9 protein-coding genes are annotated in these 16,799 nt (G+C 33.3%); all 9 read left to right on the top strand.

All coding sequences use genetic code 11. From position 1 onward, the window contains the following. The first annotated feature begins 427 nt into the window (after positions 1-427). Positions 428-1,864 (top strand): MotA/TolQ/ExbB proton channel family protein, encoded by a 1,437-nt coding sequence (locus J3U35_RS06025; RefSeq protein ID WP_267360214.1) that lies wholly within the window; start codon positions 428-430, stop codon positions 1,862-1,864. A gap of 98 nt (positions 1,865-1,962) precedes the next feature. Beyond that, positions 1,963-3,360 carry a TolC family protein gene (locus J3U35_RS06030; RefSeq protein ID WP_179855830.1) on the top strand — a complete coding sequence of 466 codons (1,398 nt, stop codon included), beginning with the start codon at positions 1,963-1,965 and terminating at the stop codon, positions 3,358-3,360. Positions 3,361-3,379: 19 nt separating this feature from the next. Further along, the gene (locus J3U35_RS06035) at positions 3,380-3,940 is read left to right on the top strand and encodes a hypothetical protein (protein WP_267352498.1); all 561 of its coding nucleotides are present in this window, start codon (positions 3,380-3,382) and stop codon (positions 3,938-3,940) included. A gap of 93 nt (positions 3,941-4,033) precedes the next feature. Next, a complete protein-coding gene (locus J3U35_RS06040) occupies positions 4,034-5,332 on the top strand; it encodes an HlyD family type I secretion periplasmic adaptor subunit (protein WP_267352499.1) in 1,299 nt (432 codons plus the stop codon). Between the two features lie 27 nt (positions 5,333-5,359). After that, entirely contained in the window at positions 5,360-9,250 is a 3,891-nt protein-coding gene (locus tag J3U35_RS06045) for a beta strand repeat-containing protein (RefSeq protein ID WP_267360216.1), read from the top strand. 26 nt (positions 9,251-9,276) lie between these two features. After that, positions 9,277-13,200, top strand: a complete 3,924-nt coding sequence (locus tag J3U35_RS06050; protein ID WP_267352501.1) for a beta strand repeat-containing protein — start codon at positions 9,277-9,279, stop codon at positions 13,198-13,200. Between the two features lie 15 nt (positions 13,201-13,215). Further along, on the top strand, positions 13,216-15,258 hold the full coding sequence (locus tag J3U35_RS06055; protein WP_267352502.1) for an ATP-binding cassette domain-containing protein: 2,043 nt from the start codon (positions 13,216-13,218) through the stop codon (positions 15,256-15,258). A 338-nt stretch (positions 15,259-15,596) separates the two neighbouring features. After that, positions 15,597-16,604, top strand: a complete 1,008-nt coding sequence (lpxK, locus tag J3U35_RS06060; RefSeq protein WP_267360218.1) for a tetraacyldisaccharide 4'-kinase — start codon at positions 15,597-15,599, stop codon at positions 16,602-16,604. 3 nt (positions 16,605-16,607) lie between these two features. Then, positions 16,608-16,793, top strand: coding sequence for a Trm112 family protein (locus tag J3U35_RS06065; protein ID WP_267352504.1), 186 nt, complete (start codon positions 16,608-16,610; stop codon positions 16,791-16,793). Positions 16,794-16,799 lie beyond the last annotated feature (6 nt).

Genomic DNA, 16,799 nt, shown 5'->3' on the forward strand with positions numbered 1-16,799 from the left:
TCTATAAAATCTCAGTAATAGCTTATTTGGCTAATAATATAATTAACTTGAGGATATTGAACTTACTTAAGTAAGTTATTTAAAATGATTCGCCATAATTATTCATGGAATTTTAGGGCGTTAATCGGCGTAAAAAATTGATCTAAAAGTTTCTAATTTATAGTTTAATAAAAGTGCAACATTCATTAAAGCTAATAAAGATAATGGTTTATTATAGTTTTTTTAGATGTTTTTATTTCTAAATAATATTTATTTGGAAATTTTTGAATAAAAAGGTTTCAATTTTTTTAATCAGTATTATAATAAGAATTCATCATATTTTCGTTAAGAAGATTGATGAATATTAATTTTTTATAAAAAATTGGAAAATAAATATAGTTATACTAAATTATGAATGTTTTTATAATTTAGTTTAAGGATGGATAAAGTGAAGTTGAATTCTGTTAAACGATCGATAAGATTTATATTATTGATCCTCTTTGTAATAGTAATAGCTTATGCATATTTTTTTGATGATCTTTTAGAAGCTATTAATCATAATAAAATTATCAATACCGCTATTATTTCAATGCAAATTATTGGTGTAATTTATACTTTTATTGTTTCTGTTTCACTAATGAGTGGAATCAATAGCTGGAAAAAGTTTTTATCAGTAGCCTCAGAAAATCCCAATAATTTTGATAAATTAAATAACTTTCCTTTTAAAGGTGCAGTTAAAGGGTTAAGAGGGCGTGTATCTGATTTGGCACTTTCAGGTCCAGAAATCCGTAATTCTGTTCTAGACAAATTAAAAGATAGCTTTTCCCACCGTGTATCTGGCGCAGATTATTTATCAGGTTTATTAGTTGGTTTAGGGTTATTAGGTACGTTCATTGGATTAATCTTAACAATGGGCAGTATCCGTGAATCAATGGATATTGTTACTAATAATACCAGTGATATTTCAGCTTTACTTGGTGGTATTGCCGCACCTTTAGGTGGCATGTCAGCAGCATTTACTGCATCATTTCTTGGATTAATGGGTTCTTTAGTAATGGGCTTATTAGCGCATTTATTAGGCTCAATAGTTGATAATATCTATTTTTCAGTTGAAGATTGGGCTAAAACGAATGCTAATGATGTAGGCGTTTCTATATCAAGTGTAATTAATGGTTCTACTGAGTCTGCTCTTGCATCACCTTCGGACGTTAAATTGCAAACAACGAATTTAAATGCAGCTTTATTAGATTCATTTAATCAATTTCTTAATTATCAGAAAAAATTCGAAGATAATCAATTACAACAGATTGAAAGCACCAATAAATTATCTAATTATTTTGATAAGCTTATTCAACAGCAAGAGCAGAGTTTTGCCTCACAAAACCAAATATTCAATTCTATGCAATCTGTGTTGGGGCAAATACAAAGTGAGTTAGAAGGTGTCAATTCAATGCTTGCCTCTATTGATGGTCAACAACCTATTTTACGAAGTATTCAAGTCGAATTAGAAACAGCGAATAATGCGTTAAATGCAATTGATGAACATACGGTGAAAATTAATGAGGTTCAAAGTCAAACAATTGAAGTTATTGAAAATGTTTATACCTCAACAGATAGAAATCGTACTGCTCTAGTTGAAGCAATTGGTGGAATGAATGCGGATCGCATACAAATAGTTCAAACATTTAAAGAAGTAGCTGAAACACTGACATGTTTGCAATCTGAAATGGAAGGTGTTCGCCAACAGTTATTAACGATTGAATCCGTTGCTCGTATGAAAACAAGTGATTCCGAAGCAGTAGTACAAGTAGTGCGTCAACAAAATGAACTTTTGCAAGAATGTGTTAGTCAAATGACTACATTAAGAGCATCTGTTCAAAATTGAGTTAATACTTTGTGTAGCACAGTTAATTAACTCTATTTTATTAAAGATAAGATGGAGTTAATTATTTTTAAATAGTTATTTGTTATATGGATTATGTTGTGAAAAATAAAATTATCGTATTAAGTGTGCTTTCGTCCCTTATGATTGGTTGTACTGTTAAACATGAGCTACCAAATACCCAAAATACTTACGAAGCAAATGAAAATATTCTATTAGCTAATAAACAATTACCTAGTATATTGCAAAATGGTTTTGATATTGAATCAAGAGGATTATCTTTAGCAGAAGCCATAGAACTTGCTCAATATTACTCCTTGCGTACTGTTTCTGCGAACTCAAGATTAGAAGAAGCAGATGCAAGAATAGATGAAATGAAAGCAACATACTATCCTAAAGTTAATGTGTTAGCTAAAACTCGCGATAAAGCCTTCGATCGAATGAGCTCGATATCAAGGTCTAATGATGAATATGCTCAAGCTCAGGTCTCTTTTCAATATAACCTGCTTGATTTTGGTCGTACTCGTTATAGTGTAGATAGTGCAAAACAACTTCGTGAATCAGCTAAATATGTTGCTGATTATGAAAAGAATAAAGTTACGTTCAATGTAGTTAAAGCTTACTTTAATGTACGTCGTTACACTCAACAAAAAGATTACGCTCAAGATTATATAAAAGAAATGTCACAACTTGTAAATACTATTGGTGTACAAGTTACAGGAGGGCTTTCACCTCAGTCAGAATTAATCAGGGCACAATTAGCATTAACCAATGCACAAAATGCTTCTAAATCAATTGAACTTCAATTGAAAAAATCGATACAAGAGTTGAATTCTTTGTTGGGTCGTTCAGCGCCAACCCATCCTGTAAAATTGAAAGAAGTATTTATTACAAGTCAATTATATGACCAAATTTTGAATAATGTGTTGGAAAATAACCCTGATATTAAATCTTCTGAGGCTCAGTTAAACAGTGCTCGTTCAGAAATTGAGGTTGCAAAAAGTGCACGATATCCTTCAGTTGATGCTGTCGGATCGTATAGTAAACCTTTCCAACATCCAAGTGATAAAAATGGCAATTTCATCGGTGGTAAAGTGTCACTACAAGTTAGTATGCCTGTCTTAGATGGTGGTATTAATTCATCAAGAATCAGTCAAGCAGTAGCTCGATATAGTTATAGTATGGCTTCTTACAATCAACTGGTACGTGATATTAAAGAGGTTTCAAATAATTTGGTAGAAGATGCGCTTAACTCTACTGATACTTACCTAATACAATCGAAAGCCGAAGATGATGCAAGTAGAACTCGCAAATTATATATGGATGAATTCATTTTAGGTAAACGTAATCTAAACGATTTATTAACCGTAGAAACAGATTACTTTAGTGCGAAAGTAAGTCGATCATCAGCATTATATGATTATTATCTTTCTACACTCGGTTTATATTTACTTGCTGATAAGTTAGATGATGGAATGTTCAAACTTAGCTTAAAATAATGAAAAGAAAGGTATTTCTATGAAATCAAATTCACATTTCTGGCCAGCATATGTTGATATGATGACAGTATTATTACTTGTATATCTTCTAATCACGTTACTTTTTCAAATATTAATGATTATTGCTCAACAAAATGTTGGGATTAAATTGCGTGAGCGTAATCAATTAGTGACTAATGTTTATAAGTATGATCAGGGTGTCAATCCAAATGAATTACGTTTGGATTTTCAGGGGCCTAAAAATCGAAATTTCTTAACAGAAGCAAATAAAGAAAAATTGATTCAATGGATTGATGCGAATAAAGACCAAATCGAAGAAAAAGGTGCTGTTATTTTTGCTACTTCGTCAGATGACGCACAAGTTGGTTTTTCTTTAAGTCTACAATATCAACGAAGTTTAGAAGTGTTTAGTATTTTACAATCTCGAAAAGTTTCCGTTCAAAAAGTAAAAATAGAAAATGCTTCTGTTAATAGGAGTGATATTGGATTTGTATCTATCCGTATATTACGTGATGATGAAGTCAATGTGGTTGAAAATCAGCCTTCAGAGATTCAAAGTCAAAGAATGATACAGAACTAAAATATAGGCGCAATAAATTACTAGAACAGGTAAATTAAAGTGGTCATCGCTGCCAACTGATACCAACAAATTAATGACAATATTTGAATCAAAATGAAAGATAGATTTAGAGAAAAATTTCAAGATGGAGTGGTAGTTTTAAAAAAACTAGCTAACTATATGCCAACAGGAATAGCAGGTAGAACACTACTTGTTATCGTTCTATTTCTAATTTGGATTTCATTATTTAAAGTTGATGTGTTAGTTAAAGGTGTTGGTGTTATTCGTGTCGAAAGTCGAAATATCACTCTCCAACACCCTGAAGGTGGCGTTATTCAACAACTTTTGGTGCATGAAGGGCAGCATGTTACAAAAGGACAATTAATTGCGATTGTTGATAATAGCTATGTTAATGAAAGTTTTGCCAAAAATGAAATTGAACGCAAAGCTTTATTGGTCAGAATAGAACGACTTAATGCAGAATTAAGTAATGAAAAATTTGAACCTAAATTTACGGGTGAAAAATCATTAGATGAAATTATAACAAATGAATTGCATTTATTTGATTCAAGATCCGTAGCTTTACGGGCACAAAAACAAGTCATTAATGCTCAAGTAGAACAGAAGAAAGCGCAAATTTTAGAATTGGTCACTAAAATTGATGATCTTAGCAAACAAGCGGAGTTGGCTAAACAAGAAGTACAGCTTTACAAAAACATGGTAGCTAAGGGAGCAGCAGCACAAGGAGCTTTGCTTCAGAAAAAACTTGAAAATCAGCAAATACAAACCGCACTTAATGAGTCCAGATTAAGAGTACCACGATTAAATAGTGAACTTTCAGAATATGAAGCAAGATATGAACAGATTCAAGCTGACTTCATATCTGATGTTCAAAAACAACTAACTCAAGTTAATATCAATTTAAGCGATGTTGATAACTCGCGAACGCACAGTGAAGGACGACGAGAAAACTCAAAAATTGTCAGTCCTGCCGATGGCGTAGTTCAGCGTCTGTTTGTTGCTCATACAGGTGCAGTTATTCGAGCAGGGGGAGAAGTAGTTGAAATAGCACCTTCAGAAGTCCCTCTCATTGCTGAAGTAAAAGTAAGACCAGAAGATAGGGATCGTATTTGGGAAAAAATGGTTGCAAGATTGCATATCAGTGCTTTTGACGTTTCATATGCTAACACACTAGAGGGAAGAGTATCTGTTATCAGTGCAGATGCTGTTTCAGACGAAAATTTAGGTCGATATTACCTTGTTAGTATTGAAGTTCCTTCTGAGAAATATAATGTAACTATGTACCCAGGTATGAGTGTCGATGCATATTTGCTGACTGGAAAAAGGACATTACTGGAATACTTTTTAAAACCCTTATTGTCAAACAGTTCTCTTGTTTTTTCAGAACCTTAACTTATTTAGATGAATGGATATAAATAGATGTCACAATATAATGAATTACCAATGCCTGCATCATCAGAAACAGCTGTTGTTCCTGTTACCTATGCAGAAAACTATATACCCGTTAATTATAAAGATGTTGAATTATTAATTAATGGTACTGATTTGATTGTTCAGTCTGGTGATAAAAAATTAATATTACCATTAGCGGCTAAACTAGCATCATTAGACCCAAATATATTTACTTTTTCATTTAAAGATGGGGTTACAATCAATGCTAATGAGTTAATTTCCAAGTCTCAATCTATTAATACTGCGCCAAAGTTAACTGAAAATAATGAATCTGATGTTACTGAAAAAAATGAGATGAAGGGGCAAGATGAACATGAAGTTATCGAACCTGTCGCTAATGAATCTGTTGAAATTATCGTAGTCAATAATTTAGACAGTCAATTACAAAAAGATGAAGAGAGTGTTGAAGATCTTGAAAAGCTTATTTCAAAAAATTCTTCATCAACTATCAGTGATAATGATAACAATATTTCAGAAAATATCCCGTATCCATCAACATCCGATACAGCCGAATCTTCAAAGGAAAAATTTATTGCAGAATCGCATGAAATTATCGATATCAATGATAATAATAATAACAATAACGAAGATAGCTCTGATGAAATCGATATTCCTTCAATAAAGTTATTACAAATCAAATCGGTTGTTAATAACTCAAGTAAAATTTGGATAGCGGGTACCGGTAATGACGAAGCAGCTGAATCAGAAAATTTTAATATCCAATATGAAAATATTCATATAGATCTATCGGGAGAAACAGAAAATTGGACAATTTACGCTAATGATGAAACGAAGCTACCTATTGGGCAAATAGGGCGCGTTATAGAAATTAATGATGCAACAAGTGTCGTTTCTGTTACTGGTCAACTCGGAAATATGAAAATCATTACAGCTGATTCGGCACTCGGTAAAGAATTTGGATTAGCTGCAAATCAATTTTTAATTATTTATCCTGAAGGAATAAAATCGTCTTTTAGCCTTGCTTTAAGCTATATTGATAATCAAGGCAATACAGTAAATGAACAGGCTAATTTTGATATTACCGATCACCCAGCAATTATTGTTGATAATACTGGGCATTTTCAACTTTCATCAACCAAAAATAATGTTGATATCACCGCTGGTAGTGGGGATGATACCATTTTTGCAGGCAATCAAAATGGACATTATGATGGAGGTGCTGGTACAAATACAGTTAATTATAGTCAACTTAAAGAATCACTGGTTATTGATTTAAATAATGGAAAAACTGACGCCAAAAATACCCACCATACATTAAAAAATATTCAAAATGTAATTGGAAGTAATAATGGCGATACCATAATTGGGCATAGCCAAGAAAATAATATACTCACTGGCGGTGATGGTAATGATACGATTATGAGTGGTGGGGGTAACAACATTATTGATGGCGGTAAAGGTATCAATACCATTGCCTTTGAAAATGTGACTAGCGGTGTTCACGTTGATTTATCTGCAAATAAAGTTATTAATAACGGTAATGGTGGCACAGACTCTGTTAAAAATATTCAAAATATCACCGGTAGTGATTTTGATGATATTTTAATAGGCGATGATCAAGACAACCTCATTGTCGGTGGTAAAGGTAATGATACTTTATCAGGTCGAGGTGGAAATAATACACTCGATGGTGGTGAGGGAATTAACACCGCTGACTATTCAGACGCTGAATCTGGAATTGAAGTGGATTTAACAAAAGATAATAACCAAGTTGAAGATAATGGATTCGGTGGAAAAGATACACTAATTAATATCCAAGCTATTGTTGGAAGTGATTATGATGATAAATTCATAACAGGTGTTGGCACTACCATTATTGATGGTGGCGCTGGTGATGATCACTTTAAAGTTGGTGGTAATGAAGCGAGCATCACATTTTTAAGTGGAAATAGTGGTAATAACACCTATGAAGCAGGAGCAGGATTTAACAATTATTTAGGGGGAACAGGTTTTGACACCCTTAGTTATGTAAATGCAGCTTATGGAATTAGCATTGATTTCAATAAAAGTATTGTTTATGACAATGGCTTTTCAGGTATTGATATTTTAAAGGATATTAATAAAGTCATTGGAACTAATTTTGATGATTATTTCGTTTTAGGTAATGGCGATCATTCAGTCGATGGGGGTCTTGGTAATAATACAATCATAGCAGGTTCTGGCAACAATAAAATTGATGGAGGAAGTCAAGGCGCAGGTTTCATTAATACTGTTGATTACAGTAATGCAACTTCAGGTCTGGAAATGGATTTAGTAACGGGTGATGTTGCTAAAAATGGCTTTGGTGGTCAAGATAACATAACAAACATTCAAAAAATTATAGCGACTGATTTTGATGATGTAATCTACAGTAGTGCTAACGATCTAAGTATTTTAGCTGGGGCTGGAAATGATACAGTTTACGGCAATTATGGTAATGATATTCTTGATGGTGGAGAAGGTGTAAACACACTAAGATATGATGCTCTCAGTGACGGTGTTACTATCAATATGAGTAACGGCACTGTTACTAAAACCTCTGGTACAGATAATTTTACCAATTTCAATACTTTTATTGGTTCAAAAGGCAGTGATGTTTTCATCGCTGCAGCAGGCAATCAAACAATTGATGGTAGCTCAGGTCACGATGCCATAGATTATAGTGGTATGTCTGAAAGAATGGTGGCTCATCTTGATACTAATCAGATTGATGATGATGTTAAAGATAGACATTTATTTCATCACACCGTAAAAAATATTGATGAAGTTAGATTTTCAAATGCTTCAGGCAATGTTGGTTATACTAAAACATCGGGTTCAACAAAGTTTGTCGGCGGTTCATTAAATGATACCTTCTATATTTTAGGCGGAAATAATGAAATTTTTGGTGGAAGCGGCACAGATATAATCAGCTATCGATACTCTACTACTGGAAAAGGTGTTGTAGTAGAACTCAATCAAAGTGGTACAGGTTATGCAACACAAAATAGCTATGGTGGTAAAGACCATATTGTGGATGTCGAAACCGTTCATGGTACCGAATTCAATGACTATATTAAATCTTTCGCTGAAATGAGAGGATTTTCTGGTAACGATACACTAGAAGGCGTTGGTAAAAATGCGTGGGTTGATTATGGCGATGCATCAAATGTGGATATCGATTTAGAGAAAGGGATTGCTGTAAAAAGTGGTGGGAAAACCACAGGTACAGATAAACTAATCAATATCAATAAAGTTGTAACTGGTTCGGGTGATAGTATTGTTCGAGGCAATGATAACGACAATGTTATAACCGGACGATTTGGAAACGATACATTTTACGCTTCTACAGGAAACGATAGTTACAACGGCGATCGCGGTAATGATACGTTAATTTATAATGAATTAAATAATACTAAAATTGAAGTTAATCTTAATACTAACACAATTGTTAAAACCCATGATAATGGTAATCAAGGTGTGGACAACTATAAAAGTATTGAAAACATCATTGGAACCAATGGTAATGATATATTCAAAATTACCTCATTAGCAGATTTAAATGGCTATCAATGTATTGACGGAGGTCAAGGATTTGATGTTGTTAAAAAATCTGGTCAAACAGATAATTTCTTTTTTGGAAGTTCAACTATTTTTAAACATATAGACAGTTTTGATTTCAAAGACAATAGCATGGATAGAATTTCCATTGATTTATCGACCTTTTTTGATGCTTTGGATACAGATTCAGTTGAGTTTGTTTTAGATAGTAATGACAGTTTAGCATTAATAAATTCTTCTTCTTGGTCACATAGTGTAAATGGTTCAAAAGAAATTTGGACAGATGGCACACATGAATTAATCGTTGACCGAGTATAAATAGAGATAAGAAGTGAGACAAGTTTATGAGTAATACAAATACAGCCTTAACACCGATGGAGCCAGCTCTTTCAATTATTCCTTTTACTTATGAAGACAATAAAATTAATGCTTCATGGGAAAAAGATAAAGTATCTTTATCAATTAATGGTTCGGATTTAATCATTACTACAGGTGACAATCGTAAATTGATTTTAACGATGGGAGCTGAATTAGCTTCTTTAAATGGAGGCGTGCTTTCATTAGCATTTAATGATGGAAAAAAATTAAATTCATATGAAATTATGAGTTTAGCGAAAATTGAAGACATTACACCAGAGATAATTGAAACAAAAGCACCTGAACAACTTACCACTAAAGAGGATGACATCACTGTCGAAAGTGTCGAAGATAAAACGGTTGATCTCACGACAAACATGACAGACAATTTTATTGTTATTGATACAAGTGGTGGTGCGGACACGTCATCAAATGAAATTCAATCTTCACTTGAAAATATGATGGATTTAGACATGCAAGTGAAGCCTGCTAAACTTAAGTCACCTCATGCAGATATTGTTTTTAAGAAGAGTTCATCATCCAGTTCGGATTCAGAAAAGTTTCAATCAAGTATCGATGGCGAAGTTCCAATTGTTGAAAGTAAACCACCTGCAAGTATTACGCCAAAGATGCCTAATGTTAAACTTTATCAATGGGAAGGATTAATTGATAGTGCTCAACATGTTTACGACGTCGGTGGTGGTAATCTAACAGCAAGAACGGATGTTACAGCCAATGCGCAGTATTCAACAACACTGGTTGATCTTTCGCAAGAAAATGCTGATTGGACGGTTAACGTAGCTAATCAAAATTATATTGAAGAAGGTAAAATTCTTCGTATTGTCTCTTTTGATGATGCTCAATCAATAGGTAACATAACAGGGCTTCCTTCTGACTATGAAATTATTCGAGGCGGTACAGCGCAGGGTGATAAATATGGTTTATCGCTCAATGAAATCATTATTTTATATCCAAAAGGTCAGATTAATAAATTCTCGATTTCGGTAACATACACTGATTCAAATGGAAAAACTGTAACAGAAGACTTTAATTTTTCAGTTGTTGATTCCCCTTCATCACTTATTGATATCGATGGAAACATACTGTTATCAAGTTCCGCTAATAATGTTCATGTTGTTGGTGGTGCTGGAGATGATGTCATTATTGCTGGCACAACACAAGATATTTATGACGGTGGAGCTGGAATTAATACTGTAGATTATAGCCAAGTAAAAGGTGACTTAATTATTGATTTACATACGAAAACTGTTACAGGAGCTGTAAATCAACAGGTTGAAAATATTCAAAATATTATTGGTAACAATGGTGATAATACTTTTATCGGAAGCTTAACAGAAAGTAACAACTTGATTGGCGGTGATGGAAAGGATATCTTTTTTGTTGGTGGTGGCAAAGATAATCAGATAGATGGCAAAGGCGGTATTAATACAATAAGTTATGAAACCACTGATAACGGAGTCAATGTTGATTTAACTAAGGGCATTGTTACCGATGCATTTGGTCGAAACGACTCAATTCGAAATATTAATAACATTACTGGTACACATTTTGATGATGTCTTAATTGGAGATGATAAAGACAATATCATAATTGGTAATGGTGGTAATGATATCCTTGTAGGTATGGGGGGTAACAATACGCTAATAGGCGGTAATGGTGGAAATAGTACGGCCAGTTATCAAGAATCCGTAAAAGGAATTAATGTTGACCTTTCTAAAACAGATAAACAAGTTATCAATAATGGCTTTGATGGTTCGGATACTTTAACGAATATTCAATCAATTAAAGGTAGTCAACATGATGATATTTTTAAAACCGCCAAAGGTAGTATAACGATATATGGTGGTGAAGGTAATGATACTTTTTATATTGAAGGTGATGCAATTAGTCGAGCTGTAATTCACGGTGAAGCAGGTAATAATCTTTATGTTGCTGGGCAAGGTTATAACTCCTTTATTGGTGGTTCAGGAATTGACGTTGTAGATTATCATCTAGCGTCTTCGGCCATTGATGTAAATCTTAAAACACGACGTGCCTATTCAAATGGTTTTGGCGGTGCGGATCAGCTAACTAACATAAATGGCATTGTTGGAACTGATTTTGACGATCGTATTGAATTGGCTAATGATACTAATTATCTCATTAGTACAGGCGCTGGCGATGATTATCTTATTGTAGGCAAAGGCGGAATGTCTAATTATTATGATGGTGGAGATGGTGTCGATACTATCGATTATAGTAATGTCGCTAATGGCATTGAAATCAGCCTGAAAAATCAAGTAGCAACAAAGAACGGTACCAAAGATAGCAATGGTCTTGATGGTGTAGATAAGGTCTCAAATTTCGAAAATATTGTTGGTTCAGCTTTTGATGATATCATTGAAGGAAGCGATGCTGATAATATTATTCATGTTGGTGGCGGGTCGGAAAATATCATCTATGGTTCTTTGGGTAATGACCAAATTATCACTAAAGGTAATGGAACGAATACGTTAGATTATAGTCGTTATTCTATTGTTGCACAGAATTCTGGGATTGAGATAGACGCTACTAATGGAACAGTAATAAAAGATATCAACGGACAGACATATCAGGATAGTTTTACAGCGGGTGGATTCGCAAAATTTGTTGGTACGGAATATGATGATACATTCATTATAAACCAGAGTACAACATTTGTTGACGGTAGTGGTGGAACTAACTCGCTTATTTTAGATGAAACAATGCAAGGATCGTATATTGTTGATTTAGAAAACAATCGTATTACAGCTAATAATTATGATGCTGAAATAAAGAATATAAATAATGTGACCATTAAAAATGGTACTTTGCAGTTTTATGGAAACGAAACAGAAGGTAATACCGTTATTGCTGGTGCAGGTGATGATCATATCCATGCTAAAGGTGGTGATAATTTTATAGACGGTGGCGCTGGTAGTGACTGGCTCTATTACGATGATGGAATTCAAGGTGTGGTTGTTTCGTTAGATGCAAACGGTAATGGTACGGCGACTAATGGTTTTGGCGGAAAAGATACGATAAAAAATATCGAAAACATATATGGTTCACAATATGACGATATAATATCAGGAAAAGGAATTTTAATTGGTGGTGATGGAAACAATACATTAATTGGTATTGGCAATAATGCAGTTGTTCAATATAAATCACCAAATGGAATTAAAGCAAATCTTGACACAGGTATAGTAAGCGATAATGGGTATGGTAAAGAAGATCGTATCGTGAATATACACAAAATCATTGGAACTGATAAAGATGATGAATTTTATGGTAGTAGTGTAAGTGATGAAATTCATACTGGTGCTGGAAATGATATTGTTTACGGCAGTAGTGGTAATGATAGAATAGTGAATACTAGTGGTAATACGAAAATAGATTATACTAATTTAAGAGAAGGTATAAGAGTTTATATTACTAACAATAAAGATATGACAGTTTCTAAAGGTAATTGGGGGAGAGATACACTTACTTCCATTACCGATATTTCAGGAACTAATTTTAATGACGAGTTTCAATTCAGTTCGCTTACCGATTTCAATCGATATCACTCAATTGATGGTGGTTTAGGTATAGATAGTGTTACCAAAAAAGGAAGAGCTGGAACATTTGATTTTAGTGTCGTTAATAAAAATTTATTTAAACATATTGATATTTTCAATTTTAAAGATGGGGTCGCTGGTGATTTTATTCTCGTTAATTTAAGTGATTTATTTGAGAATATGGATAATAACAATATTCGATTTGATACCGATAGCACTGATTCATTACAAATTTTAGATAGTGCAGGTACTTGGGTACATTCTGAAATTTCACCGGGTGTTGATCAGTGGACAGATGGAACCCATACATTAACTTGGAATCATGTATAGGTATCAGATATCTTTATGAATAGTGAATTATCTACAAATTCTGGTGATATTTTTCAACTAAAGTCGGTCTTGTCAGAGGCCGCAAAAAAATTATCTTTACCTGTTGGTCAATGGGAATGGCAGGAGCAGATTGAAAAACTAGAGCAGACTGCTAACCGAGAAATGTTGTTTGAGTTGGCACAAAAATATCTTGGTATAGAATTATTTCCTTGTTCCGAAGAACATAATGCTGTCAATAAAGGGTTATACGTTGCTTTTGAAGAACAAACAGGATGGTCTCTGCTTACCGTTCATTCTAATAAGATAAAAAATGAAAAAAATGTTAAATTAGATAAACTGCCAAAGGAGACTTGGCGTGTCTTGCTAACTGAAAGAAAAAATAAATTAAGTTGGCGTTCATTGTTGGTTATGGGGCAAAAAGAAAATAGGATTATCAGTCGTCTTTTTTGGACAACTCTGATAATCAATCTCTTTATCATGCTCATTCCATTATATTTAAATGCAATATATGATCGAGTAATACCCGGGCAAGCTGACTCTTCACTTTGGACACTATCCTTAGGCGTAATGCTGGCTATTTTAGTTGAGTATTACTTTAGAATGGATAGAATAAAATTGGGGTGTGAATATTCATCTTTAGTACAATATCGTTTAGAGCCTAAAATTATTTCTGAACTTATTCAAGTTATGCCTAGCTTTAAAACTCAATGGGGACGCAAAGTAATTGAGGCAATGAACAACTGGAATGTGTTTAGAATGCAGTTTTTAACGTTCTTTTCAAGCACAGTATTAGATCTGGTTTTCAGTCTGCTTTATTTTATTGTTATTGCGATTGTTGCGGGTTGGTTAATAGTTGTTCCTATTTTTATTTTTATATGTGCAATCGTTCGTATTACGCTTTTTTATTTTGAAAATAAATCTATTCCAACGATAAATGCTCAAGTCCCTTTTTCACCGACAACTCTTGAATATTATCAGTCTTCGGTTTCTTATAAAGAAGCGACTTATACCTTTCTAGCCGGTAATGAAAAAGCGCAGCAAAATGAACAAAAACGCTATATTATTCATAACCGCTGTAGTTCTTTTTTAATGGGTTTAACTAGTTTACAAACTGTGCTTGCCGTGATTGTCGCTTTTTACCTAATACAGACAGGTCATATGTCGCCAGCAGGTTTATTTGCGACAATTATTATTGGTGGTCGTTTGAGTCAACCGTTTTTCTCGTTAATGCATATGTTACCCAATCTTGAACGTATGACTAACTCCATGAAACAGATTAATGCGCTTCTTGATAAAGAACAAAATGAAAACGGATTATTAAGTGGCTTCAACGGCCCTAAAAATGGTTGGGGGGCATCTAAAGTCAGTTTCAAATATCATCCTTCTTTACCTTGTTTAGACGATATCAGTTTGCAAATCAAGTCAGGTGAACGAATAGCGATAGTTGGTGGACCAGGATCAGGCAAAAGTACTCTATTAAAATTATTATTAGGTATTTTAGAAGCAGATGAAGGCAACATAACATGGAATGGTTTTATGTTAACTAAATCTATTGCGGATTCATTACGAAGTGAAACTCATTATCTATGGCAATATAGTGGTATTATCGGCGAAACAGTATACGAATATCTAACATTAAATAATAAACCTGACCAAATTTCGCATGATCGCGCTTTAGAAGTATTAAAACAAGTGAATTTGCAAAATTTGTTACCTTTTTTAAATAATGGACTTGATACTTACTGGCGCCAATTGCCTGTTCCGTTAACGATTTTACAACGTCAAAAGTTAGCTTTAGCTCGATTTATTTTATCTCCGCATAGCATATCATTTTTAGATAATCCTAGCGCCGAGTTAGATCCGAATACTGAGCAGTTATTGTTAGCACAACTTGATTTACGTGCAAAACAAGGACAAACAATGGTTATTGCAACAGACAGAACTAATCTTTTGAGCTTTGTTGATCGAGTTATTATGCTTAATGGTGGCAATATTGTTTTTGACGGAAATAAGCAAGATTTCCAACAATATTTGCAAAAGACAGCTCAAGATAAATAAATTTGATTGATTACTGATAATCAATTCATTTTTCAATGATAAAAAAGGATTTGATAAGAATCCTTTTTTATTTGTTGTTTCCCTTCTATATTAAAATTATTGTCAGTAATACTGAATGATTAAAAATTCTCAAATTTAAACTTTTAACATTGGTTTAATCGATTTTAAAATTATAAAATAGGGTAATTTTTTAAAAGGCTTACTTAACTATGCTTTGTTAGATTATTCTCATTGTCTAAATTAAAAATGACTAAAATGATTTGGATTAGTCAATAAACACCAGAATAGATTACAATAGCAAATTTAATATAAAAGCATAATTCAATGGTGAATAAACAATGATTGAAAAATTATGGTATGGTAAAACACATTTTTATTGGTTACTGATGCCATTATCATGGTTGTATGGATTAATAACATTGGTTAGACGCCAACTCTACAAAGCAGGAATATTAAAATCTTGGAAATCACCTGTACCTATCATCGTAATTGGAAACTTATCGGTAGGTGGGAATGGAAAAACTCCACTGGTAATAGGATTAATTGAAGCTTTAAAGACTAAAGGTTTAAAAATCGGTGTTGTTTCACGTGGATATGGTGGAAAAGCAGAAAGTTATCCGCTTATTTTAGATGAACAAACAACCACCGCACAAGCTGGGGATGAACCAATATTAATTTATCAACGAACACATGTGCCAGTTGCCGTTTCTCCCAATCGAAGTCAAGCGGTACAAGCTTTATTAGATAACTATCAATTAGATGCAATTTTAACTGATGATGGCTTACAACATTATGCATTAAAGCGAGATATTGAAATTGTGGTTGTTGACGGTAAACGCTTATTTGGTAACGGTTGGTGGATACCAGCAGGGCCAATGAGGGAGCGACAAAGTCGATTAAAATCTGTTGATATTATTATTATTAATGGCGAAACTAAAAGTCATTTAGCTGAAAAATTCCCCGAAAAAACTTATACAATGCAACTAAAACCGCAATATGCAGTAAATTTATTAACAAAAGAAAAAATAGAATTGCATTCATTAAAAAATATCTGTGCTATGGCCGGTATTGGTGATCCCAACCGTTTTTTTACAATGCTAAATACACTCAAAGCTGATGTGATCAAAACAGTATCATTTGCGGATCATCAAAATTATACTTTGCCATTGTTAGCGAATATTGCTACACAAGATCAAACCCTTTTAATGACAGAAAAAGATGCGGTAAAATGTTTTCAATTTACATTACCAAATTGGTGGTATTTACCCATAGAGGCAATATTGCCTAATCAGGTAACTAATCAAATCTGCTCATTGTTAGAAGAAATAAAATCTAAAAGAGAATAAAAAATGAAAGAAATCCTCCTTAAGGCGCTAGCTTGCCCTAAATGTCATGGTGAACTTCAATATGATACTGAACAAAATAGTCTAATATGTCCAAAGGATAAACTTGTTTATTTAATCAAAGATAATATTCCTGTGTTACTGGAAAACGAAGCGAAAACACTGAATTCTTCGATTTCAGTTCACGAATAGGTAAAA

The sequence above is a fragment of the Gilliamella sp. B2717 genome, from assembly GCF_026536675.1.
GTDB lineage: Bacteria > Pseudomonadota > Gammaproteobacteria > Enterobacterales > Orbaceae > Gilliamella > Gilliamella apicola_I.